This window comes from Pseudomonas sp. H3_E04, assembly GCF_054668915.1.
On the sequence record NZ_CP162797.1, the window covers coordinates 3803042 to 3826350 of the forward strand.

Genomic DNA, 23309 nt, shown 5'->3' on the forward strand with positions numbered 1-23309 from the left:
GAAGAGGCCAGCACTGACACCAAAGATTTCCAGGGTTGTTCCCGGAGAACAGACATGACCGACACCCCGCTGTCCCCCGCCGAATTCGAAGCGGCCCTGCGCGCCAAGGGCGCCTACTACCACATCTACCACCCGTACCACGTGGCGATGTACGAAGGCCGCGCGACCCGCGAGCAGATTCAGGGCTGGGTCGCCAACCGCTTCTACTATCAGGTGAACATTCCCCTGAAAGACGCGGCGATCCTCGCCAATTGCCCGGATCGGGAAATCCGCCGCGAGTGGATTCAGCGCCTGCTCGACCACGACGGCGCGCCCGGTGAAGATGGCGGCATCGAAGCCTGGCTGCGTCTGGGCCAGGCTGTCGGCCTCGACCCGGACCAATTGCGCTCCCAGGAACTGGTGCTGCCCGGCGTGCGTTTCGCCGTCGATGCCTACGTCAACTTCGCCCGTCGCGCCAGTTGGCAGGAGGCCGCCAGCAGCTCGCTAACCGAGCTGTTCGCGCCGCAGATCCACCAATCGCGCCTGGACAGCTGGCCGCAGCATTACCCGTGGATCGACCCGGCCGGTTATGAATATTTCCGCACTCGCCTCGGTCAGGCGCGGCGTGACGTCGAGCACGGGCTGGCGATCACCCTTGAACACTACAAGACCCGCGAAGGCCAGGAGCGCATGCTGGAAATTCTCCAGTTCAAACTGGACATTCTTTGGAGCATGCTCGATGCCATGAGCATGGCCTATGAACTGAACCGTCCGCCGTATCACAGCGTGACCGAGCAACGGGTCTGGCATAAAGGAATCACCTTATGAGTTTCGACCGCAGCAAAGTGCCGAGCTGGCGCCCAGGCTATCGCTTCCAGTACGAACCGGCGCAGAAGGGCCATGTGTTGCTGTATCCGGAAGGCATGATCAAGCTCAACGAAACGGCTGCGCTGATCGGCGGCTTGATTGATGGCGAACGCGATGTCGCGGCGATCATTGCCAAACTCGACGAGCAGTTCCCCGGCGTGCCCGAGCTCGGTGACGACGTCGAGCAATTCATGGAGGTTGCCCGTGAGCAACACTGGCTCACCCTTGGCTGATCTGCCGGCCAAACCGGAAGTCGGCCTGCCGCTGTGGCTGCTCGCCGAGCTGACCTACCGCTGCCCGCTGCAATGCCCGTATTGCTCCAATCCGCTGGATTTCGCCGAGCAGGGCAAAGAGCTGACCACCGAACAGTGGATCAAGGTATTCCGCGAAGCGCGGGAGATGGGCGCGGCGCAACTGGGCTTTTCCGGCGGAGAACCGTTGGTGCGTCAGGATCTGGCCGAACTGATCCATGAAGCGCGGCAGCTAGGTTTCTACACCAACCTGATCACCTCCGGCATTGGCCTGACCGAGCAGAAAATCAGCGACTTCAAAAAGGCCGGGCTCGATCACATCCAGATCAGTTTCCAGGCCAGCGACGAGCAAGTGAACAACCTGCTCGCCGGCTCGAAAAAGGCCTTCGCACAAAAGCTGGAAATGGCGCGTGCGGTAAAGGCCCACGGCTACCCGATGGTGCTGAACTTCGTCACCCATCGGCACAACATCGACAAGATCGACCGCATCATCGAGCTGTGCATTGCGCTTGAGGCTGACTTCGTTGAACTCGCCACTTGCCAATTCTACGGCTGGGCGCAGCTCAACCGTGTCGGTCTGTTGCCGACCAGGGAACAACTGGTGCGCGCCGAACGCATCACCAACGAGTACCGGGCCAGGCTGGAAGCCGAAGGGCATCCGTGCAAGCTGATTTTCGTCACCCCCGACTATTACGAAGAACGCCCGAAAGCCTGCATGAACGGCTGGGGCAGCATCTTCCTGACCGTCACCCCGGACGGCACCGCCCTGCCCTGCCATGGTGCCCGCCAGATGCCGGTGCAGTTTCCCAACGTGCGCGATCACAGCATGCAGCACATCTGGTATGACTCGTTCGGCTTCAATCGCTTTCGCGGTTACGACTGGATGCCCGAGCCGTGCCGCTCTTGCGACGAGAAAGAAAAAGACTTCGGCGGCTGCCGCTGCCAGGCCTTCATGCTCACCGGCGACGCCAGTAACGCTGACCCGGTGTGCAGCAAATCCGAACATCATGGTGTGATTCTCCAGGCCCGCGAAGAAGCCGAGACCGCCACTCAAACCATCGAACAATTGGCCTTTCGCAATGAACGAAACTCACGCCTCATCGCCAAGGGCTGAGCCTTTCAGCGCCGCCCAGGCCGTCGCCGCCGGAACCGATTTCGCCGAACTGCAGCACGGCGGCCACGGCGTGTTCTGGAATGAATATCGCCCCGAGGACGCCGCGTGCCGAATCTGGCATTGGCGCGATGGCGTGGCGAAACGTCTGACGCCGGACGGCTTCAGCGTGCGTAGCCGCGTGTACGAATATGGCGGCGGTGCGTTTTGTCTGACGCCTGACGGGGTGGTTTTTGTCAATGAAGCGGATCAGCAGTTGTACCGACAGGCGCTGGATGGCGAGCCGGTCGCGCTGACGTCGACTGACTGCCGCTACGGCGATCTGCAATTCGCCGCTGGTCGGGTGTTGGCGGTCGAAGAGCAGCAGGATCGGCATCGCCTGGTGGCGATTGATCTGGCGACGGGTACGCGACAGGTGCTGGCCGAAGGTACGGATTTTTATGCGTCACCAACGCTCAGCCCCGACGGCCAGCGGCTGGCGTGGATCGAATGGAGCCGACCGCATCAGCCGTGGACCTCGACGCGTTTGATGGTCGCGGAAGATGATTTTTCTGCGCCTCGATGTGTTGCCGGCGAGCAGATGGAGGAGTCGATCCAGCAGCCGCGCTTCGACGCGAACGGCCGGCTCTACTGCCTGACGGATCGTCGCGGCTACTGGCAGCCGTGGGGCGAAACGTCTGATGGTTTGCACGCGCTACCGAGCGCCGAGGCCGATCACGCGCCGGCGCCGTGGCAGCTTGGCGGCTGCACCTGGTTACCTGTCGGCGATCAGATTTTAGCCAGTTGGAGCGAGGGTGGTTTCGGTCGCCTGCGCCTCGGCGATGAGGATTTCAGCGGCCACTACAGCCGCTTCCGCCACTTGGCGATAGATCAACAATTCATCTATTGCATTGCCGCATCGCCGGTCAGCCCGTCGGCAGTGATTGCCATTGATCGTGTCTCTCACGCAGTGAAAGTCCTCGCTGGCGGCGTGGCGCCATTGCCCGCCGAACGCATCAGCCGTCCGCAAACCTTGCGCTATCCAAGCGGCTCAGGCGAGGCGCACGGTTTCTTTTATCCGGCCATGAACGGTGAAGCGAAACCGCCGCTGGTGGTGTTCATCCACGGCGGCCCAACGTCAGCATGCTATCCAATGCTCGACCCACGCATCCAGTACTGGACGCAGCGCGGCTTTGCCGTCGCCGACCTCAACTATCGCGGCAGCAGTGGCTATGGCCGCGAATATCGGCAGGCGCTGCATCTGCGCTGGGGCGAGGTGGATGTCGAGGATGCCTGCGAAGTGGTGGGTTATCTCGCTGGCCAAGGTTTGATCGATGGCGACCGAGCGTTCATTCGCGGCGGCAGCGCGGGCGGGTACACGACACTGTGCGCATTGGCGTTCAGGCAGGTTTTCCGCGCTGGTGCCAGCCTCTACGGTGTCAGCGATCCGGTCGCACTGGCCCGGGCCACGCACAAGTTCGAGGGTGATTACCTGGACTGGCTGATCGGCGATCCGGAGCTGAATGCCGAACGCTATGCCGCCCGCACGCCGTTGCTGCACGCAGACAATATCCGCGTGCCAGTGATCTTCTTTCAGGGTGAACTGGACGCGGTGGTCGTGCCGCAACAGACCCGTGACATGGTCGCGGCGCTGGAGCACAACGGCATTCCGGTCGAAGCGCATTACTACTCCGACGAGCGCCACGGCTTTCGTCGCGCGGCCAACCAGGCGCATGCATTGGAGCAGGAGTGGACGTTTTATCGGCGGGTGATGGGGCTGGTTGACTGAAAACCGTGTCGCCCCGTTCGCGAGCAGGCTCGCTCCCACAGAGGACTTGTGTACACCACAGATCCAGTGTGGGAGCGAGCCTGCTCGCGAAAGCTATCTAATAGACGCTACCGGACTCAACGCTTGGCGATGATATACACCGCATGCACGATCCCCGGAATGTAGCCGCACAACGTCAGCAGAATGTTCAGCCAGAACGCCCCGCCAAACCCGACCTGCAGAAACACGCCCAGTGGCGGCAACAGAATAGCGATGATGATGCGAATGAAATCCATGGGGCAGCTCCTGAATGGGGGTTGGCTCACTTGAGCCATACAAGCTAATCGACACGCGCCGTTCGTCAGGGTTCATTACGCTTGCTATTTGATCGCCAGCATCGCAAAAAAACGCCCCACGCCAAAAGATTCAGGCGTGGGGCGTGCGTTATACCGCGAGACGGTTCAGGTGATCGGTTGGGGCAGCTCGGCTCAGACGGCAATGCCTTTGCGGCAGTGCACTTGGGCGGTGCGCACCCGGGAGAAGGCGCGGCCCAGGCGCAGAAGCATTTCGTCGATGTTGGCTTTGCTGACAGTGAGGGCCGGGGTGAATCGCAGGCAGTCAGGCTGCACGGCGTTCAGTATCAGGCCTTCGTGCAGTGCGGCGTGAACGACGGCGTCGGCGCATTCGTCGGACAGCGTCAGGCCATGGAACAGGCCTTGGCCGCGCAACTCGCCGTGGCCGTAGCGATACGCCAGTCGCGCGAGACCTTCGCGCAAGTGCTGGCCGTTGTCGTTGACCTGCTGGAGGAAGCTGCGGTCATGGATGCTGTCGAGCACCACCAGACCGGCCGCCGTCATTAGTGCATTACCGTGATGAGTGCCGCCCAATTCGCCAACGCCGAAACAGCAGGCCGTGCCCCGCGCCAGCAAAGCCGCCAATGGCAAGCCGCCGCCAAGGCCTTTGCCGAGCACGACGATATCGGCGCGAATGCCGTAGGACTGTTCGGCGAGCAAAGTGCCGCAGCGGCCGATGCCGGTCTGCACTTCGTCGAGAATCAGCAGAATGCCCAGTTCACGACACAGTCGCTCGACGCCTTTGAGATAGTGCTCGGTTGCGGGAATGACCCCGGCATCGCTCTGGATCGGCTCCAGCATGATTGCTACGGTTTGCGCGTCGACCGCCGCATGCAGCGCCGGCAAGTCGTTGAATGGCACCTGATCAATCGTCGGCAGACTGCGGCCATGGCAACCCTGCTGGGCGACGATGATCCGCGAAGCCCCGCTGCGATGCAGTTGCCCCCATTTGCGCGCCAGTTTGATCGCCGCCTCACAGGCCTCGCTGCCACTGTTGAGCAGGTACGCCTGATCGCTGGACGTGCTGGCGCACAAGCGTTCGGCGAGGCTGAGCATGCCGCGATTATGCAGGTTAAAGCCTGGGTTGATCAGCGCCTGAGCCTGATTGGCGATGGCTTTGACCAACGCCGTGGGGCTGTGGCCAAGGCTGTTGGCGCCGCCGGCCTGGGAAAAGTCCAGGTAGGCGCGATCATTGCTGTCCCACAGCCATGAGCCCTTGCCCCGAACGAACACTTGATGCGGTCGCTCAACACTGGGCATCAGGCGTTGGGCATTGAGGTGGTCGGTCATAGCGGATGGCCCCGCCTCGAAGGTGAGGTCGTCCAGACTCGGCGTCTGGCGCCGCAAACTGAACAGATTCATGCGAAAAAACCTCGCTTGAGGTTTTTTGAACTGCCTATGTAAGCACTAACGAAGCAAATGGAATTCATCACGCTTTCTGGCCCTGTAAGCCTTGTGAATGCGGTTAGACTAGGCGCGCAAACGGCTTCAGGCCATTTCGATTTCCCAGCCATTTCGATAAGCGCTACTTATGGATTTCAAACAACTGCGTTATTTCGTCGCGGTCTACGAAGAAGGCCATGTCGGCCGTGCGGCTGAGCGCTTGTCGATCTCGCAACCGGCGCTGTCGCAACAGATCCGTCAGTTGGAGCAGAATCTCGACGTCACCCTGTTCGAACGCAGCAGTAAACGCCTGCTGCCGACTCTCGCTGCGCATACGCTGTACAACCACGCATTGCCATTGCTCGACGGCTTGCAGCGGGCGCGCGAGGCGCTGGGTAATTTCAAGGGGCAGGCGTTGCGCACCCTGGCGATCGGTGTGCTGCAAACGGTGCACACCAGCCTCGTGCCGCAAATGCTCGAACGTGTGCGCAAGGCGCAGCCGCATCTGGTGGTGCAGATCTATGAACTTACGGGGCTGGAAATCGAGCGGCGTCTGCTCAATGGTTCGCTGGACATCGGTATCAGCTATCTGCCACCGCGCCAACCCGGTCTGCACGGCGTGTTGCTGTATGAAGACGAACTGACGCTGGTCATCCCGGCCGACCATCCATTGCGCGAGTTCAAGAAAGTCTCGATGCGCCAGGCCGCTGAGTTGCCAATGTTGCTGCTCGGCGAAGAATTCCAGATCCGGCAGATCTGGCAGGCACAACTGACCAGCCTCGGACGACGCCCGCAGGTGCAGGCCGAGTTGAACAATATGCTGGGGATTCTCGACAGCCTGCCGCACACCAAACTGGCGACAGTGTTACCGGGACGTTCGCAAAAGGAATACGACGATGGAGATTTGCTGTGGAAACCGCTGAGCGAACCGCGCGTGCCGTTGAAAGTCGGCCTGGTGTGCCGCGATGTACAACGCCAGCAGGCCTCGTTGGCATTGCTGCGGACATTGCTTGAAGAGGTGATCAATCGCGAAGTGAAGCCGCCCCTCGATCCGCTCGCCTGAAACTTTTCTTCAGGCAAAAGAAAACCCCGCCGAAGCGGGGCTTTGCAGACTGTTTCCCTGACATCCATTTCACTCCGCCACCCTGGCAGAATCCTACGTGTCCGTGTTGTTTACTTTGCGCTTCCTGCGCGACGTCCATGAAATGTAGATTAGCCGTGGATCCAATGTACGGATATGGGAGAACAGCAGCACGTCACGTAAGCAAATGCTTACATGACGTCTACAGGATCAAAACTGTGCCGCATCCAGCAGGAACAGCGACTCGCTACCGGCTCTGACTGACGCGCTCAACGAGTGGATACGCGGCAGCAAACGGGCGAAATAGAAGCGCGCGGTGCCCAGCTTGCTCGCATAGAAATCATCTTGCGCCTCCTTGCCCAGCGAGGCTTTGGCCATCAACGCCCACATGTAGGCGTAGGCCGTGTAGCCGAACGCTTGCAAATATTCGACCGAGGCCGCGCCAATTTCGTTCGGATTGTTTTTCGCCCGGTCCAGCAGCCACGCGGTCAGCTCGTCGAGGGTGTCGACGGCATCGTTCAGCGGCTTGGTGAACTCGCCCAGATCGGCGCTGGCGGTGGCGGTGAAATGGCGGATCTCGTCAGCGAACAGCTGGTAGAACGCGCCGCCACTGCCAACGATCTTGCGCCCGACCAGGTCCAGCGCCTGAATGCCATTGGTGCCTTCGTAGATCTGAGTGATGCGCACGTCACGCACCAGTTGCTCCTGGCCCCACTCGCGGATGTAACCGTGGCCGCCGAAAATCTGCTGGCCATGGACGGTGGTTTCCAGACCCAGGTCGGTCAGAAAGGCTTTCGCTACCGGCGTCAGCAGCGCCACCAGATCTTCTGCGCGCTTGCGGGTGGTCGCATCTTCGCTGAACTTGGCGGTGTCGAGTTGCATCGCCACATAAGTGGAGAACGCACGGCCGCCTTCGTTCGAGGCTTTCATGGTCAGCAGCATGCGCCGCACGTCCGGATGAACGATGATCGGGTCAGCGACTTTGTCCTTGTTCTGCGCGCCGGTCGGCGAACGGCTCTGCAGACGATCGCGCGCATACTCGACGGCGTTCTGGTAAGAGCGCTCGCCGGTGGCCAGGCCTTGAATACCGACGCCCAGACGCTCGTAGTTCATCATGGTGAACATCGCGGCCAGGCCTTTGTTCGGCTCGCCGACCAGATAGCCAACAGCCTCGTCGAAGTTCATCACGCAGGTCGCCGAGGCCTGGATGCCCATCTTGTGTTCGATCGAACCGCAGTTGGCCGGGTTACGCGCACCGAGGCTGCCATCGGCATTGACCATGAACTTTGGCACCAGGAACAGCGAAATGCCTTTTGGACCGGCCGGAGCGTCCGGTAGCTTGGCCAGTACCAGATGGATGATGTTTTCGGTGAGGTCGTGCTCGCCACCGGTGATGAAGATCTTGGTGCCGCTGACCTTGTAGGATCCGTCGGCCTGAGGTTCGGCTTTGGTGCGAATAATGCCCAGGTCAGTGCCGGCATGCGGCTCGGTCAGACACATGGAACCGGCCCAGATGCCGGCGTACATGTTCGGCAGGTACGCAGCTTTCAGTTCTTCGCTGGCGTGGGCATTGATCGACAGGCAGGCGCCAGCGGTCAGCATCGGGTACAGACCGAACGCCAGGCTGGCGGAGTTGACCATTTCTTCGACCTGCGCCGACACGGCTTTGGGCATACCCATGCCGCCGTAGGCCGGATCGCCGCCAACGCCGACCCAGCCGCCTTCGGCATAAGTCTGATAGGCCTGTGGGAAACCGGCCGGCGTGGTGACCGCACCGTCCGCCCAATGGCAACCTTGCTCGTCAGCGGCACGGCTCAACGGCGCGATGCTTTTGCTGGTGACCTTGCCGGCCTCTTCGAGAATCGCTTCAACGGTTTCGGCATCGACGGTCTCGGCCAGCGCCGGCAGCTCGGCCCAGAGTTTGGCGACCTCGAACACTTCATTGAGGACGAAGCGCATATCGCGCAGCGGCGCTTTGTAGTCAGCCATGGCAAACCTCGCAAGATCTAAACAGGTGGTTCGTGGAATGATGTTTTCGTTGATCCGGAGTGTACCTCAACAACTTTTGCGACACATAGGGTCAACCGGTGACTGATTTGTTATTTTTAGTCACCACAAAAGATCGCAGCCGCGACAGCTCCACGGATAAAACCCGATCCCGTGTCGGAGCTGCCGCAGGCTGCGATCTGTTGCTTTTTATCTAAAGCGCAAACGCATCCGCCGGCAGACTCATCAAACAATCACTCCCCGCCTCGATCGCCGCCTGATGCGCAGCCGTACGCGGCAGCAAGCGCTTGAAGTAGAACTCGCACGTCGCCAGTTTGCCCTTGAGGAAATCAGCCTCGCCCTCGCCCGCCTCCAGCTGTGCCTGGGCCACCAATGCCATGCGCAGCCACAGGTAGCCCAGGATGATGTAACCGCTGTACATCAGATAATCCACCGACGCAGCGCCGACTTCATCCGGGTTCTTCATGGCGGCCATGCCGACCTTCATGGTCACGTCGCCCCACTGTTGATTGAGCCCATTGAGTTGCGCCACGAAGCTACCCAATTGCGCATGTTCGGCGTTTGCTGCGCAGAACTTGTGGACGATTTTGGTAAAGCCGCGCAGCAGCTTGCCCTGACTGCCCAGCACCTTGCGCCCGAGCAGGTCGAGCGCCTGAATGCCGTTGGTGCCCTCGTAGATCGGCGCAATCCGGCAATCGCGCACCAGTTGCTCCATGCCCCACTCACGAATGAATCCGTGGCCGCCGAACACCTGCATGCCGTGGTTGGTCACTTCCAGCCCGGTGTCGGTCATGAACGCCTTGCAGATCGGCGTGAGGAACGCCAACAGGTCCTCGGCTTCCTGACGCGCCTCGGCATCGCTGCTCAGATGCGCGACATCGAGCATCTGCGCAGTGAAATAGGTCAGCGCGCGGTTGCCTTCATTGAAGGCTTTCATGGTCAGCAACATACGCCGCACGTCCGGGTGGACGATGATCGGATCGGCAGGTTTTTCCGGGGCCTTGGCACCGGTCAGCGCGCGCATTTGCAGGCGGTCGTTGGCGTACTTGATCGCACCCTGAAAACTCGCCTCGCCCAGACAAAGGCCCTGCATACCGGTACCGAGCCGTGCGTGGTTCATCATGGTGAACATGCAGTTGAGGCCTTTGTTCGGCTCGCCGATCAGGTAACCGGTGGCGGCATCGAAGTTCAGCACACAGGTGGCTGAAGCCTTGATGCCCATCTTGTGCTCGATCGAGCCGCAGGAAACGCCATTGCGCTCACCCGCTTCGCCTGCTGCATCGGGCAGAAACTTGGGCACGATAAACAGGGAAATACCCTTGGTTCCGACCGGTGCGTCCGGCAGCTTGGCCAGGACCAGATGGATGATGTTGTCGCTCAGGTCATGCTCGCCGGCGGAAATGAAAATCTTGCTGCCAGTGATCGCGTAGCTGCCGTCGGCCCGGGGCACCGCGCGGGTCTTGATGATGCCCAGATCGGTGCCGCAGTGCGCTTCGGTCAGGCACATGGTGCCGGTCCACTGGCCGGCGGTGAGTTTGCTCAGGTAGGTGTCTTTCTGCTCGGCGGTACCATGGGCGTGGATCGCCGACATCGCGCCGTGAGTGAGGCCCGGGTACATGCCCCAGGACGTGTTGCTGGAGCCGACCATTTCGCTGATCACCAGCCCCAGCGAACTCGGCAAACCTTGGCCACCGTAAGCCGGATCGGCCGCCAACCCGTGCCAGCCGCCCTCGACATATTGTGCGAAGGCCTGCTTGAAGCCTGTAGGCGTTGTTACCACGCCGTTGTCGAAATGGCAGCCCTCTTCGTCGCCGCTGCGATTGAGCGGTGCCAGCACGTTCTCGCAGAACTTCGCGCCTTCTTCGAGGATCGCGCTGATCATGTCCGGGCTGGCGTCATGCGCGCCGAGATTGGCGTAGTTGCTATGGAAGTCGAAGACGTGATCGATCAGAAAGCGCATGTCGCGCAGGGGAGCTTTGTACTCAGGCATGGTGGCTTCTCCGTCAGCAGATTTCTCCAACCTACTGCCGGCCACCACGCGCGACAATCATCGTGCAGGCGCTGAATGCGCCGTCATCACTCAACCCGCAGCAGTGTCCATGCGCACCGCGCCACGGCGGTTCTGCCCGAACGCCATGACGCAGTTACGCCCGGCGCCCTTGGCGCTGTACAACGCCTGGTCGGCGGACTTGAGCACTTCTTCAGGGGTGCGCTGCTCGACGCGTTCGGCGACGCCGATACTCACCGTCACCGACACCGCCGAAGCCCCGGAACCGCTACGGCGCTGGCGACCTTGCTGATCATCCTGCGGGCGGTTTTCCTGGTTGCGTAGCTGAATGCTGTAGGACGCAATCGATTCGCGGATCACTTCCAGGTGTGGCATGCACTCCTCCAGGGTTTTGCCTGCGAAGACCAAGGCAAATTCCTCGCCACCGTAGCGATACGCCCTACCGCCACCGCTGATTTTCGATAGTTTGCTGGCGACCAGACGCAAAACCTGATCACCGACATCGTGGCCGTGGGTGTCGTTGAATTTCTTGAAGTGATCGACGTCGCTCATCGCCAGCACGTAGTTGCGCCCCAGGCGCTGCATGCGTTCGTTGAGCGCGCGACGTCCCGGCAGACCGGTGAGCTCGTCGCGGAAGGCCATTTGATAGGCCTCATGCGCAACCGCCGCAGCGATCATCAGCATCACCTGGCTGCACATGATGTTCAGGGTGAACGGCAGAATGAAGGTCTTCGGCAACATCCAGAACACCCCGAGCAAGCCGACCAGTTGCGCCGCGTGCAGCGGGCGCGGGTTGCGCCAGTATTGCCAGGCCAGAAGCAGGAAGGCCGAGATGAAAACCGGGTAGGACAACTGGATGAGACTCATCCACGCGCCGTGCAGCGCCGGCCAGCGGATCTCCGACAGCCACAGCAGTAGCGCCTGTGGGTAACTTTGCTCCAGGCCCAGCGCCACGCTGCCAAACGCTAGCAGCACAGCAAACCGGGCAACCATGTCCTGAAACAGATGGGTACGTTCCTGCCATGCGGCGAATAATCCGAACAACAGCGGCAGCAGCAGGCAGACCAGATGAAACACCACCGCAGCGTCTTCGCGAACCTTGCCGTTGTCGCGGTAGAAATCGGTCTGGGTATCAAGCAGAAAGTAGGCGATGTACACCGTGAGCATCAGAAACAGTTCGCGCTGCCGTCGGTACACCGCGCAATACGCCCCGCCGAGGAGCAGAACCAATGTCGGCAGAACGTTGAACAGCGACGTGAAAAACACGCTGAGGTCTTTGACGTACGCAGCCGCCAACCCCGCAAGCAATAACAGCAGTGATGGCAGGAAATGGCTGAAACGTACAGCGGAAGAACGCGGCAAGGGTAAGCTCCGACCCGTCATAGCAAAGAGATGGCATTGTGCCTGCAAAGTGCGGCCAAGCCCACACAATGTGATCCAGGTCACACACGGTCTCTGTAACGGCCGCAAGCTCGACTATCTGAGCCATCCACTAACAAAAAAACCGCTGCCCCCTAACGGGAGCAGCGGTTTTCGTCAGACTGCGTTAAGGCTTAGTAGCCCAGCGCGAAGTCTTCTTCTTTCATGTCCATCAGGTTGCCAGCGCCCGACAGCATAGTGGCCACGTGCGTGCGGGTACGCGGCAGGATGCGCTGGAAGTAGAAGCGCGCGGTTTGCAGCTTGGCGGTGTAGAACGCCTCGTCGCTGGTGCCGGCGGCCAGTTTTTCCGCAGCCAGGCGTGCCATGTCTGCCCAGAAGTAGGCCAGGCAGGCATAACCGGAGTACATCAGGTAGTCCACGGAGGCCGCGCCGACTTCCTCGCGATCTTTCATGGCAGCCATACCGACCTTCATGGTCAGCTCGCCCCATTCCTTGTTCAGTGCAGCCAGCGGCGCGACGAATTCCTGAACGGCTTCGTTGCCTTCGTTGGTCTGGCAGAACTTGTGGACGATCTTGGTGAAGCCTTTCAGAGCTTCGCCTTGAGTCATCAGCACTTTACGGCCGAGCAGGTCGAGGGCCTGGATGCCGGTGGTGCCTTCGTACAGCATCGAAATGCGGCTGTCGCGAACGTTCTGCTCCATGCCCCATTCGGCGATGAAGCCGTGGCCGCCGTAGATCTGCACGCCGTGGTTAGCCGCTTCAAAACCGACTTCGGTCATGAACGCTTTGGCGATCGGGGTCATGAACGCCAGCAGTGCGTCGGCCTTCTTCTTCTCTTCTTCATCGACGCCGTATTTGACGATGTCGACCTGCTTCGCAGTGAAGTAGACCATCGCGCGGTTGCCTTCGGCGAACGCTTTCATGGTCAACAGCATACGGCGCACGTCAGGGTGGACGATGATCGGGTCAGCGGCTTTGTCCGGCGCTTTCGGGCCAGTCAGCGAGCGCATTTGCAGGCGATCGCGAGCGTATTTCAGACCGCCCTGGAAGCCGATTTCGGCGTGAGCCAGACCTTGCAGCGCGGTGCCCAGGCGAGCGGTGTTCATAAAGGTGAACATGCAGTTCAGACCTTTGTTCGCCGGGCCGATCAGGTAACCGGTGGCGCCGTCGAAGTTCATCACGCAAGTGGCGTTGCCATGGATGCCCATCTTGTGTTCCAGCGAACCGCAGCTCACGGCATTGCGCGCGCCAATGGTGCCATCGGCGTTTGGCAGGAACTTTGGAACGATGAACAGCGAGATGCCTTTGGTGCCAGCCGGTGCATCCGGCAGACGGGCCAGTACGATGTGGACGATGTTGTCGGCCATGTCGTGCTCGCCGGCCGAGATGAAGATCTTGGTGCCGGAAACTTTGTAGGAACCGTCGGCCTGAGGCTCGGCCTTGGTACGCAGCATGCCCAGATCGGTGCCGCAGTGCGGTTCGGTCAGGCACATGGTGCCGGTCCATTCGCCGGAGACCAGTTTGGTCAGATAGGCTTCCTGCTGCTCAGGGGTGCCGTGCTCGGAGATGGTGTTCATCGCGCCGTGCGACAGGCCTGGGTACATGCCCCACGACCAGTTGGCTTCGCCGACCATTTCGCTCACTGCCAGGCCCAGCGACTCAGGCAGACCCTGACCACCATGCTCAACGTCGTGCGCCAGGCTTGGCCAGCCGCCTTCGACGAATTGCTTGTACGCCTCTTTGAAGCCAGTCGGGGTTTTCACGCCGGATTCGCTCCAGGTGCAACCTTCCAGATCGCCCACGCGGTTCAGCGGCGCCAGTACCTGCTCACAAAACTTGGCGCCTTCCTCGAGGATGGCGTCAACCATGTCCGGCGTGGCATCTGCGCACGCTGGCAGGCTCTGATAGTGCGCTTCGTAGCCGAGCAGCTCGTCACGAACGAAGCGAATATCACGCAAGGGGGCCTTGTAGTCAGGCATAGCGATAAACCTCTGCTGATGTAACCGGGAATGAACGACCGTGTTGAGTTGTTGTGACGGTCAAACAGTTGTTTGAAACATACGTTTACGCCGAAATCTTGTCAAGCGTCGTTCTTTTGCCGTTCGTCATCACCTTTCTCAAATGCCAGAGACGACAAATCGCCGCGACTTCATAAAAGCCACGGGCGTTTGAGAAAAGATTAGTTGAGCAAGAAGGACTTAAACGCAAAACGCCGCGACAATGCGCGGCGTTTCAGTGTTTCCAACAAATTCAATCAGGCAAAGGTGTCAATGATTGTCCCCAGCACCTCGTCGGACGCCTTGGCCACCTTCACACCCAGCTCTGCCTGGATCTTGCCCTGCGACAACTCGACGATATTGCTCGTCAGATCCGATTCTTGCGCGCGATCCACGCCGCGCAAGCGATTGACCTGCACTTCAGACGACTGGCTGGTCACCGAACGTTCGATGGTGTTGTTGGCGATCTGACTGGCCGCCTGATCGACGCGGTTCTGTCCGGACTGAATCGAACTCAGGCCCGCATAAAAAGCTGTGTTGCCGGAGATTTCCATAGTCACTCTCGTCCCTGCAAAGGATCAATAGTCGTCATTGAAGCAGACGCGCCAGCAAAACACCCGTCAAAAACACTAATGGCACAGTGCCTGTTCATAGTGAGAAACTTAATCGAGCAAATCCAGTTGCAAATGCTCGGCCACCGCTTCGGCGCTCAACGCTTTGAGTTTCGGCACCCGGCCCAGGCACGGCGCGGGTATGCGCTCGGCCAGGGTCGCAAGATTTTCCTCCAGGCGCGAAGTCTTCGGATCGATAATGTTTGCCACCCAACCCGCCAACTGCAGACCATCCCGGGCGATCGCCTCGGCGGTCAGCAACGCGTGGCTGATACAGCCCAACCGTACGCCCACCACCAGAATCACCGGCAGCTTCAGTGCAATCGCCAGGTCCGAGAGGTTGTCCTGATCTGCCAGCGGCACCCGCCAGCCACCGGCACCTTCGATCAGGGTGAAATCGGCGTTCATCGCCAGAATTCCGCGCATCGGCGCCAGCAGCGATTGCACCGTCAGCGCCACACCCGCTTCGCGCGCCGCCAGGTGCGGAGCGATCGCTGGCTCGAACGCCACCGGATTGACCTGTTGATAAGTCAGCGGCAATGAACACTCGGCCAACAGCGCCAAGGCATCGGAGTTACGCAAGCCTTTGGGTGTGACGTCGCACCCGGAAGCCACCGGTTTGCCCGCCGCTGTGCTCAAGCCTGCCGACCGCGCCGCATGGAGCAATCCGGCAGCGACGGTGGTCTTGCCGACATCGGTGTCGGTACCGGTGATGAAATAGGCTGCGCTCATAGAGGTTTCTCCAACACGGCGTACACCACCTGATACGTTGCCGGCAGCCCCGACGCCTGACGGAAGCGCTCGTACGCGTCGATCAGCCCAAGAATCCGCGCCCGTCCGGTCAAACCACCCGGCCGGCCAGGATTCAGATTGTGCGCGCCCAGCGCTTTCAACTCATGGGTCAGGCTGCGCACATCCCGGTAATGCAACACGTGCGGTAGATTTTCCAGACACACTGTGCGCATGCCACTGCCAACGCATAACTGCTCATAACGGGCGAAGTCACGGAAGCGATTGACGTGCACCAGCCCGTCGACCTGCTGCCAACTTTCACGCAACTCGAACAACGTTCCTGTACACAGACTAGCAAAGGCAAAAATTCCGCCCGGTTTCAGCACGCGCAAGGCTTCGCTGAGCACCGCCTCGAAGTCGCCGCACCACTGCACCGCGAGACTGGAGAAAATCAGATCGAAGCTAGCATCCTGCAACGGCAGCCTTTCGGCATCGCCAGCAATGAAATGCTCAGCGCCACCCAGCGGCCGTGCGTGATCAAGCATACCCTCGGCGATGTCCAGCGCGACACCGCTGCCCTGGGTGAAACGCGAGGCCAGCGCCCGGGTGAAATAGCCAGTGCCGCAACCGAGATCAAGCCAACGCGACGGCGTGAAACTCGCAGGCAAGCGCTCAAGCAACTGCGTGCCGACGTCACGCTGAAACTCGGCGACGCTGTCGTAACTGGCCGCAGCACGAGAAAAAGACGCCGCCACCTGGCGCTTGTCGGGCAAGCCCCCAGGCAGCACAAGGGACAGATCATTCATCAGCGCACTCATGTAGAAACGCCTGGATCGCGCCCGCGATTCCGTGCGGGTCCTCCAGCAGAAAAGCATGGCTGGCCTGTTCGATCAGACCAATTTCGATATCCGGTAACAGCGCGAACAATGCGCCGGCCGCTTCCGCCGGGACCAGCGCGTCCTGTCCGCCGAACAGATGAAACTGCGGGCCGCGAAACCCCTGCAACGCCTGGCGCGTATCCAGTTGCGCGAGCAGCTCCAGTCCCGCCATCAGCGCAGTCGGCGCGGCTGCCGGTGCACCACCGAGCAGCAACCGCGACAAGCCGCGCGGGTCTGGCGAACCTTGCGCACATAACAAGGCGAAGCGCTTGAGCGTGGTACGCGGATCGGCCTGGCAACCGGCAAGAAATGCATCAAAAGTCTCGCCGGGCATCGCGGTCGGCCATTGCTCATGCGCGACAAACGACGGGTTGCTCGCCAGCGTCAGCACACCGCAGCACGCCTCACCGCGTCGTGCCGCCAACTCAGACGCGAGCATGCCGCCCAGCGACCAGCCACCAAGCCAGACTTCCTGCGGAATGCGCGCATCGAGTTCGTCGAGCCAGTCTTCAAGGTCAGCGGAGGCCAGCTCCGGCAGCGGTTCGATTTCGACCTGCAGATGTTCGTCGAGACCACGCAAGGCTGCCGCCAGCGGTTCCAGCGGCGACACGCCAAGGCCCCAGCCGGGCAGCAGAATCAGACGATTACGCATGGCTTGGCTCCAACGACAATCGGGCGAAACAATCTGCCAATCCTTCCAGCAACTGTTGCACTTGCGCTTCGCTGTGGGCGGCGGTCAGCGTGACGCGCAGTCGCGCGCTGCCGGCCGGCACGGTCGGTGGGCGAATCGCAGTGACCATCAGCCCGCGCTCGCGCAGCATCTGCGACAGCCGCACCGCGCGGCCGGCATCGCCGATCATGATCGGCTGAATCGGCGTGAAGCTGTCCATCAGCTCCAGCCCGATTTGCTCTGCGCCGTGGCGGAACTGGCGAATCAGCGTCTGCAAGTGTTCACGGCGCCAGTGTTCGCTGCGCAGCAATTCGAGGCTTTTCAACGTCGCGCAGGCCAGCGCCGGTGGTTGGCTGGTGGTGTAGATATACGGGCGGGCGAACTGGATCAGGCTTTCGATCAACTCTTCGCTGCCGGCGACAAAGGCCCCGGCGGTGCCGAAGGCTTTGCCGAGGGTGCCGACCAGCACCGGCACATCGTCCTGACTCAAGCCGAAATGCTCGACGATGCCGCCACCGTTGGCGCCCAACGGGCCGAAGCCGTGGGCATCGTCAACCATCAGCCACGCGCCTTTGGCCTTGGCCGCGCGGGCCAGCGCCGGCAGGTCGGCGATGTCACCGTCCATACTGAATACGCCATCGGTCACCACCAGTGTGTTGCCAGTGGCTTTCTCCAGGCGCTTGGCCAGACTCTCGGCATCGTTGTGCAGATAGCGATTGAAACGCGCGCCGGACAACAGGCCCGCGTCCAGCAAAGAAGCGTGATTGAGCCGGTCTTCCAGCACCGTGTCGCCCTGCCCGACCAGCGCGGTGACCGCGCCGAGGTTGGCCATGTAGCCGGTGGTGAACAGCAGCGCACGTGGGCGTCCGGTCAGATCGGCGAGTGCTTCTTCCAGCGCGTGATGCGGGCTGCTGTGGCCGATCACCAGATGCGACGCGCCACCACCGACACCCCAGCGCTCGGCACCGGCGCGCCAGGCTTCGATCACCTGCGGATGATTGGCCAGGCCCAGATAGTCGTTATTGCAGAACGCCAGCAGCGGTTGGCCGTCGACTACCACCTGCGGGCCTTGCGGCGATTCGAGCAGCGGGCGCTGCCGATAGAGGTTGTCGGCACGGCGAGCAGCAAGGCGTGCGGCGAGATCGAAAGACATGCAGGCCTCGATTTTCAAATGACACAGATCCCCTGTGGGAGCGAGCCTGCTCGCGATTGGGCGTCACATCCAGCATGGATGTTGGCGGCCCAACCGCTTTCGCGAGCAGGCTCGCTCCCACAGGGGTTTTGCATTCCTTCAGAGCAATCCGCGCGGTTTATTACACCGCAGCGTTGTAGAACTGCTCGCTGCTCTTCTGCTCCACCAGTGCCTGCTCAATCGCAGCCTGGTGAACCTCATCGGAATGCTCTTCACGGGCCTCCGGCTGGATACCGAGGCGCGCGAACAGTTGCATGTCCTTGTCCGCCTGCGGGTTGGCGGTCGTAAGCAATTTGTCGCCGTAGAAAATCGAGTTGGCGCCGGCGAAAAATGCCAGGGCCTGCATCTGCTCGTTCATCGCTTCGCGGCCAGCGGACAGGCGCACGTGGGATTGCGGCATAAGGATGCGTGCCACGGCGAGCATGCGGATGAAGTCGAACGGGTCGATGTCCTCGGCGTTTTCCAGCGGCGTGCCGGCGACCTTCACCAGCATGTTGATCGGCACCGATTCCGGGTGCTCGGGCAGGTTGGCCAACTGGATCAGCAGATTGGCGCGATCGTCCAGCGATTCGCCCATACCAAGAATCCCGCCGGAGCAGATTTTCATCCCCGATTCACGCACGTAGGCCAGCGTCTGCAGACGCTCGCTGTAAGTGCGGGTGGTGATGATGCTGCCGTAGAACTCCGGCGAGGTGTCGAGGTTGTGGTTGTAGTAATCGAGACCGGCCTTGGCCAGCGCTTCGGTCTGCTCCTGATCGAGACGTCCGAGGGTCATGCAGGTTTCCAGGCCCAAGGCTTTCACCCCTTCAACCATCTTCAACACATACGGCATGTCTTTGGCCGACGGATGTTTCCACGCCGCGCCCATGCAGAATCTCGTCGAACCAATGGCTTTGGCGCGGGCCGCTTCTTCGAGGACCTTCTGCACTTCCATCAGCTTTTCTTTTTCCAGGCCGGTGTTGTAGTGCCCGGACTGCGGGCAGTACTTGCAGTCTTCGGGACAGGCACCGGTCTTGATCGACAGCAGCGTCGAAACTTGCACGCGGTTGGCGTTGAAATGTGCGCGATGCACCGTTTGCGCCTGAAACAGCAAGTCGTTGAATGGCTGTACGAAGAGTGCTTTGACTTCGGCCAGAGACCAATCGTGACGCAGGGTGGCGGTGGTGCTCGCGCTCATGGGCAATTCCTTGGTTATGCTTGGCTGGCGCCGGGGAAACGGAATACCCACAGGCGCTACACGGATGTTCGGCATATTTAAGGAAGAGCGATGCGCTGTCAACCGCAATACCAAGGACAGGTTTACATGTGTTTAAAAAACGTACAGACCTGCTTGCTGTGCGATGAGCCTGCAGAAGCACAAATGCCAATGTGCGAGGCCTGCGAAACCGAGCTGCCCTGGCTCGGCAGCCATTGTCAAAGCTGCGCTTTGCCATTGGCGGCGGATGGCCTGACTTGCGGCGAGTGCATGCTAGAGCCTCCGGCCTTCGAACAGGTCGCCGTGCCATGGGTCTATGGCTTCCCGGTGGACAGTCTGATTACACGCTTTAAACACAACGCGAAATGGCCGTTTGGTCACCTGCTCGCCGACGTTCTCGGCCAATACCTGCAGCATCGCTTCGCCGAGGAATTGCCGCGCCCCGATGTGTTGCTACCGGTGCCGTTGGCGAATAAACGCCTGCGTCGGCGGGGATTCAATCAAGCGGCGATGCTCGCGCGCTGGTTGAGTGTTTCGCTGGATTTGCCCTGTGAAGAACAGGTGCTGCGGCGAGTCATGGACACCGACGCCCAACAGGATCTCGACGCCAAGGCGCGCAAACGCAATTTGCGTAATGCCTTTGCATTGGCGCCTGGTGCAGAGGTAAGCGACCGCCATTTCGCGCTGGTGGATGATGTTCTGACCACGGGCGCGACCGCTCAGGCATTGGCGCGATTGCTGATGGATGCTGGTGCGGCGCGGGTTGATGTGTATTGCCTGGCTCGTACGCCGAAACCAGGCTCTTGAAGACGAGACATAGCACTGTAGGAGCTGCGGCACGCTGCGATCTTTTGATTGTAAAAAAACAAGATCAAAAGATCGCAGCGTGCCGCAGCTCCTACAGAAGACCGTGTTCGGCTTGACTCGTACGTTGCAAGTGCCCAACGTCCGTCTCATCGCCCGAGCCAGAAGCATTCTGATATGTCCCTGCCCACCCTGCTCTCCCAACACATCGTCCGCCGTCCGCAGCGCATTGCCCTGCTACAACATATCGCCGAGCAGGGTTCGATCACCCGTGCGGCGAAGAGTGCGGGGCTCAGTTACAAGGCAGCGTGGGATGCGATCGATGAGTTGAACAATCTCGCGCAGAAACCTTTGGTCGAGCGCGTGGTGGGCGGCAAGGGTGGTGGCGGCGCCAGACTGTCCAGCGAGGGCGAGCGGGTGCTGCGCCTGTATCAGAAATTGCAGGCTTTGCAGGCGCAGGTCCTGGAAGCGGCGGAAGACGCCAGCGATCTCGACCTGCTCGGGCGGCTGATGCTCAGGACCAGCGCGCGCAATCAACTGCATGGCACGGTCGCGGCCATTCAGGCGCAGGGGCGCAACGATCTGATCCGCCTCGAACTGGCAGAAGGCATTGCTCTGGAGGCACAGATCACCCACGACAGCACCGTGCACCTGGAATTGCAGGTCGGTACCGAAGTCATGGCGCTGATCAAGGCTGGCTGGCTTGATTTGCGCGGTGCCGATCAGGCGACAACGCCTGGGCACAATGTCCTGCACGGCACCATCGAAGCGATTCTCGATGCCGAGGACGGCCCCAGCGAAGTGCGCATTTCCCTGCCCAACGGCCATACACTTTGCGCCTTGGCCGAACCGCTGCACTTGCGCAGCCAGCAACTCGCCGTGGGGTCTGCGGTGCAGGTGCAATGTGCGCCCTCCAACGTGCTGATCGGCACGCCGCTCTGATTCGGCCCTGCAACAAAAGCGTCATCGACCCGCATTAAGGTGTTGCCCATAACCAAGCAGGGAGCCTGATGTGAGCCTATTAGAAGAAAACCAATCTACTGATCTGGAAAAAATGGTCGGCCTCAGCCGTCGCGGTTTCATCAGCGCCGGTGCCTTGTGCGGCGCGGCGATGTTCCTCGGCGGCAACCTGTTGAGCCGCAGCGTCATGGCCGCCAGCGTCAGCGCCGGCAACAGCCGCCTGCTCGGTTTCGAGAGCATTCCGGCGGCGACCACCGACGCCATCAGCCTGCCCAAGGGCTACAAGTCTTCGGTGCTGATCAGTTGGGGCCAGCCGTTGCACAAGAACGGCCCGGCCTTCGATCCGAGCGGTAACGGCACCGCTGCCGCACAGGAAGTGCAGTTCGGCGACAACAACGACGGCATGAGCCTGTTTGCCTTCCCGGACGACAAAAACCGCGCCCTGATGGCGATCAACAACGAATACACCAACTATCGCTACCTGTATCCGCATGGCGGCATGCCGCAGTCGGCTGAAGATGTGCGCAAGGCATTGGCCTGCGAAGGCGTGTCGGTGATCGAAGTGCAGCGCAAGAACGGTCAGTGGCAATTCGTCCAGGGCTCGCGCTACAACCGTCGGATTCACGGTAACTCGCCGCTGCGCATCAGCGGTCCGGCCCGCGGCCACGACTTGATGAAAACCGCCGCCGACAAGCACGGCAAGAAAGTTCTCGGCACCTTCCAGAACTGCGCCAACGGCAAGACGCCGTGGGGCACCTACCTGACCTGCGAAGAAAACTTCACCGATTGCTTCGGCAGCAGCAACGCCCAGCAGCAGTTTGATGCCGCGCAAAAGCGCTATGGCGTTGTCGCCAGCAGCAAAGACATCAACTGGCACCCGCACGACCCGCGCTTCGACATGGCCAAGAACCCCAACGAGCTCAACCGTCACGGCTGGGTGGTCGAGATCGATCCGTTCGATCCGCAATCGACTCCTGTCAAACGCACCGCGCTGGGCCGCTTCAAGCATGAAAACGCCGCGCTGGCCGAGACCGACGATGGTCGCGCTGTGGTGTACATGGGCGACGACGAGCGTGGTGAGTTCATTTACAAATTCGTCAGCCGCGATCGCATCAACCATCGCAATCAGAAGGCCAACCGCGACATCCTCGATCACGGCACCCTGTACGTAGCCAGGTTCGATGCCGGCGACGGCAACCCCGATCACCCGAAAGGCCAAGGCCAGTGGATCGAACTGACCCACGGCAAGAACGGCATCGACGCCAGCAGCGGGTTTGCCGATCAGGCGCAAGTGCTGATCCACGCGCGTCTCGCCGCCAGCGTCGTAGGCGCAACACGCATGGACCGCCCGGAGTGGATCGTCGTCAGCCCCAAGGACGGGCAGGTTTATTGCACCCTGACCAACAACGCCAAACGTGGCGAAGACGGGCAACCGGTGGGCGGGCCGAACCCGCGCGAGAAAAACGTCTACGGGCAGATTCTGCGCTGGCGCACCGACCGCAACGATCACGCTTCGAAGACGTTTGCCTGGGATCTGTTTGTGGTCGCGGGCAACCCGGGCGTGCATGGCGGGACGCCGAAGGGCGGCTCATCCAACATCACCCCGCAGAACATGTTCAACAGCCCCGACGGTCTGGGTTTCGACAAGGCCGGACGTCTGTGGATTCTCACCGACGGCGACTCGAGCAACGCTGGCGACTTCGCCGGCATGGGCAACAACCAGATGCTCTGCGCCGATCCTGCGACCGGTGAAATTCGCCGGTTCATGGTCGGGCCGGTGGGTTGCGAAGTGACCGGGATCAGCTTCTCGCCGGATCAGAAAACCCTGTTTGTCGGGATTCAGCATCCGGGCGAGAACGGCGGTTCGACCTTCCCCGAGCATCTGCCCAACGGCAAGCCAAGGTCTTCGGTGATGGCGATTACCCGCGATGATGGCGGGATCGTCGGCGCCTGATAATCCGCTTTCGCGAGCAGGCTCGCTCCCACAGGGAATCGCATTCCAAGGTGGGAGCGAGCCTGCTCGCGAAGAGGCCCGGGCAGACACCAACACCCTTCGCGCCGCCATCTGCGCTACCATGCCGGGCCGGACGCAGCAGCCTGCTG

Annotated in this window: 20 protein-coding genes; 8 read left to right on the forward strand and 12 right to left on the reverse strand. The window is 61.0% G+C overall.

Going from position 1 to position 23309, the window contains the following annotated elements; all coding sequences use genetic code 11:
- The first annotated feature begins 54 nt into the window (after window positions 1-54).
- Genes pqqC through AB4N53_RS17240 form a run of 4 tightly spaced genes read left to right on the forward strand, consistent with a single transcriptional unit; the run spans window position 55 to window position 3976 of the window.
- Complete coding sequence (gene pqqC / locus AB4N53_RS17225; RefSeq protein ID WP_042606685.1) at window positions 55-807, forward strand: pyrroloquinoline-quinone synthase PqqC; 753 nt, start codon at window positions 55-57, stop codon at window positions 805-807.
- A complete protein-coding gene (pqqD, locus tag AB4N53_RS17230) occupies window positions 804-1079 on the forward strand; it encodes a pyrroloquinoline quinone biosynthesis peptide chaperone PqqD (RefSeq protein ID WP_460121888.1) in 276 nt (91 codons plus the stop codon). The genes pqqC and pqqD overlap by 4 nt, the downstream gene beginning before the upstream one ends.
- Window positions 1051-2211 carry a pyrroloquinoline quinone biosynthesis protein PqqE gene (gene pqqE, locus AB4N53_RS17235; protein WP_460121890.1) on the forward strand — a complete coding sequence of 387 codons (1161 nt, stop codon included), beginning with the start codon at window positions 1051-1053 and terminating at the stop codon, window positions 2209-2211. The genes pqqD and pqqE overlap by 29 nt, the downstream gene beginning before the upstream one ends.
- A complete protein-coding gene (locus tag AB4N53_RS17240; RefSeq protein WP_460121892.1) occupies window positions 2177-3976 on the forward strand; it encodes an alpha/beta hydrolase family protein in 1800 nt (599 codons plus the stop codon). Before pqqE ends, AB4N53_RS17240 begins: the two co-directional genes overlap by 35 nt.
- Window positions 3977-4092: 116 nt before the next feature.
- Here AB4N53_RS17240 and AB4N53_RS17245 read toward each other — a convergent pair whose 3' ends face one another.
- Both AB4N53_RS17245 and AB4N53_RS17250 read right to left on the reverse strand, forming a co-directional pair.
- The gene (locus AB4N53_RS17245; RefSeq protein WP_003228885.1) at window positions 4093-4251 is read right to left on the reverse strand and encodes a YqaE/Pmp3 family membrane protein; all 159 of its coding nucleotides are present in this window, start codon (window positions 4249-4251) and stop codon (window positions 4093-4095) included.
- Window positions 4252-4443: 192 nt separating this feature from the next.
- The gene (locus AB4N53_RS17250) at window positions 4444-5670 is read right to left on the reverse strand and encodes an aspartate aminotransferase family protein (RefSeq protein WP_460121894.1); all 1227 of its coding nucleotides are present in this window, start codon (window positions 5668-5670) and stop codon (window positions 4444-4446) included.
- A gap of 169 nt (window positions 5671-5839) precedes the next feature.
- On the opposite strand from AB4N53_RS17250, the gene AB4N53_RS17255 reads away from it, so the two are divergent.
- Window positions 5840-6754: a LysR family transcriptional regulator gene (locus AB4N53_RS17255; RefSeq protein WP_460121896.1), complete on the forward strand. Its 915-nt coding sequence runs from the start codon at window positions 5840-5842 to the stop codon at window positions 6752-6754.
- Window positions 6755-6982: 228 nt separating this feature from the next.
- On the opposite strand, the gene AB4N53_RS17260 is transcribed toward AB4N53_RS17255, so the two are convergent.
- The 10 genes from AB4N53_RS17260 to bioB form a co-directional block, all read right to left on the reverse strand.
- Entirely contained in the window at window positions 6983-8761 is a 1779-nt protein-coding gene (locus tag AB4N53_RS17260) for an acyl-CoA dehydrogenase C-terminal domain-containing protein (protein WP_460121898.1), read from the reverse strand.
- A gap of 211 nt (window positions 8762-8972) precedes the next feature.
- Window positions 8973-10769 (reverse strand): acyl-CoA dehydrogenase C-terminal domain-containing protein, encoded by a 1797-nt coding sequence (locus AB4N53_RS17265; RefSeq protein ID WP_460121900.1) that lies wholly within the window; start codon window positions 10767-10769, stop codon window positions 8973-8975.
- Between the two features lie 90 nt (window positions 10770-10859).
- Window positions 10860-12149 carry a GGDEF domain-containing protein gene (locus AB4N53_RS17270; RefSeq protein WP_041476719.1) on the reverse strand — a complete coding sequence of 430 codons (1290 nt, stop codon included), beginning with the start codon at window positions 12147-12149 and terminating at the stop codon, window positions 10860-10862.
- 191 nt (window positions 12150-12340) lie between these two features.
- Window positions 12341-14146 (reverse strand): phenylacyl-CoA dehydrogenase, encoded by a 1806-nt coding sequence (locus AB4N53_RS17275; RefSeq protein ID WP_039757671.1) that lies wholly within the window; start codon window positions 14144-14146, stop codon window positions 12341-12343.
- 275 nt (window positions 14147-14421) lie between these two features.
- Window positions 14422-14718, reverse strand: a complete 297-nt coding sequence (locus AB4N53_RS17280) for a pyrroloquinoline quinone biosynthesis protein PqqE (protein WP_071173831.1) — start codon at window positions 14716-14718, stop codon at window positions 14422-14424.
- A 108-nt stretch (window positions 14719-14826) separates the two neighbouring features.
- A complete protein-coding gene (bioD, locus tag AB4N53_RS17285) occupies window positions 14827-15507 on the reverse strand; it encodes a dethiobiotin synthase (protein WP_016772864.1) in 681 nt (226 codons plus the stop codon).
- Entirely contained in the window at window positions 15504-16313 is an 810-nt protein-coding gene (gene bioC, locus AB4N53_RS17290; RefSeq protein WP_460125180.1) for a malonyl-ACP O-methyltransferase BioC, read from the reverse strand. Before bioC ends, bioD begins: the two co-directional genes overlap by 4 nt.
- Window positions 16306-17037, reverse strand: coding sequence for an alpha/beta fold hydrolase (locus AB4N53_RS17295; protein WP_460121903.1), 732 nt, complete (start codon window positions 17035-17037; stop codon window positions 16306-16308). Before AB4N53_RS17295 ends, bioC begins: the two co-directional genes overlap by 8 nt.
- Entirely contained in the window at window positions 17030-18208 is a 1179-nt protein-coding gene (bioF, locus tag AB4N53_RS17300) for an 8-amino-7-oxononanoate synthase (RefSeq protein ID WP_460121905.1), read from the reverse strand. The genes AB4N53_RS17295 and bioF overlap by 8 nt, the downstream gene beginning before the upstream one ends.
- Window positions 18209-18368: 160 nt before the next feature.
- Window positions 18369-19424 (reverse strand): biotin synthase BioB, encoded by a 1056-nt coding sequence (gene bioB / locus AB4N53_RS17305; protein ID WP_016772860.1) that lies wholly within the window; start codon window positions 19422-19424, stop codon window positions 18369-18371.
- 90 nt (window positions 19425-19514) lie between these two features.
- Between bioB and AB4N53_RS17310 the strand changes: the two genes are divergently transcribed.
- The 3 genes from AB4N53_RS17310 (at window position 19515) to AB4N53_RS17320 (ending at window position 23160) form a co-directional block, all read left to right on the forward strand.
- Window positions 19515-20249 carry a double zinc ribbon domain-containing protein gene (locus AB4N53_RS17310; RefSeq protein WP_460121907.1) on the forward strand — a complete coding sequence of 245 codons (735 nt, stop codon included), beginning with the start codon at window positions 19515-19517 and terminating at the stop codon, window positions 20247-20249.
- 174 nt (window positions 20250-20423) lie between these two features.
- Complete coding sequence (locus AB4N53_RS17315; protein WP_460121909.1) at window positions 20424-21188, forward strand: TOBE domain-containing protein; 765 nt, start codon at window positions 20424-20426, stop codon at window positions 21186-21188.
- 70 nt (window positions 21189-21258) lie between these two features.
- Complete coding sequence (locus AB4N53_RS17320; RefSeq protein WP_460121912.1) at window positions 21259-23160, forward strand: PhoX family protein; 1902 nt, start codon at window positions 21259-21261, stop codon at window positions 23158-23160.
- The last annotated feature ends 149 nt before the right edge of the window (window positions 23161-23309 follow it).

Bases quoted from the DNA above. Each gene is read 5' to 3' on its own strand.
- bioC (WP_460125180.1), bottom strand. From the start codon at position 16,313: ATGAATGATCTGTCCCTTGTGCTGCCTGGGGGCTTGCCCGACAAGCGC.
- AB4N53_RS17295 (WP_460121903.1), bottom strand. From the start codon at position 17,037: ATGCGTAATCGTCTGATTCTGCTGCCCGGCTGGGGCCTTGGCGTGTCG.
- AB4N53_RS17280 (WP_071173831.1), bottom strand. From the start codon at position 14,718: ATGGAAATCTCCGGCAACACAGCTTTTTATGCGGGCCTGAGTTCGATT.
- bioB (WP_016772860.1), bottom strand. From the start codon at position 19,424: ATGAGCGCGAGCACCACCGCCACCCTGCGTCACGATTGGTCTCTGGCC.
- AB4N53_RS17255 (WP_460121896.1), top strand. From the start codon at position 5,840: ATGGATTTCAAACAACTGCGTTATTTCGTCGCGGTCTACGAAGAAGGC.
- AB4N53_RS17310 (WP_460121907.1), top strand. From the start codon at position 19,515: ATGCGCTGTCAACCGCAATACCAAGGACAGGTTTACATGTGTTTAAAA.
- AB4N53_RS17265 (WP_460121900.1), bottom strand. From the start codon at position 10,769: ATGCCTGAGTACAAAGCTCCCCTGCGCGACATGCGCTTTCTGATCGAT.
- pqqC (WP_042606685.1), top strand. From the start codon at position 55: ATGACCGACACCCCGCTGTCCCCCGCCGAATTCGAAGCGGCCCTGCGC.
- AB4N53_RS17250 (WP_460121894.1), bottom strand. From the start codon at position 5,670: ATGAATCTGTTCAGTTTGCGGCGCCAGACGCCGAGTCTGGACGACCTC.
- pqqD (WP_460121888.1), top strand. From the start codon at position 804: ATGAGTTTCGACCGCAGCAAAGTGCCGAGCTGGCGCCCAGGCTATCGC.
- AB4N53_RS17275 (WP_039757671.1), bottom strand. From the start codon at position 14,146: ATGCCTGACTACAAGGCCCCCTTGCGTGATATTCGCTTCGTTCGTGAC.
- bioF (WP_460121905.1), bottom strand. From the start codon at position 18,208: ATGTCTTTCGATCTCGCCGCACGCCTTGCTGCTCGCCGTGCCGACAAC.
- AB4N53_RS17315 (WP_460121909.1), top strand. From the start codon at position 20,424: ATGTCCCTGCCCACCCTGCTCTCCCAACACATCGTCCGCCGTCCGCAG.
- AB4N53_RS17240 (WP_460121892.1), top strand. From the start codon at position 2,177: ATGAACGAAACTCACGCCTCATCGCCAAGGGCTGAGCCTTTCAGCGCC.
- AB4N53_RS17245 (WP_003228885.1), bottom strand. From the start codon at position 4,251: ATGGATTTCATTCGCATCATCATCGCTATTCTGTTGCCGCCACTGGGC.
- bioD (WP_016772864.1), bottom strand. From the start codon at position 15,507: ATGAGCGCAGCCTATTTCATCACCGGTACCGACACCGATGTCGGCAAG.
- AB4N53_RS17260 (WP_460121898.1), bottom strand. From the start codon at position 8,761: ATGGCTGACTACAAAGCGCCGCTGCGCGATATGCGCTTCGTCCTCAAT.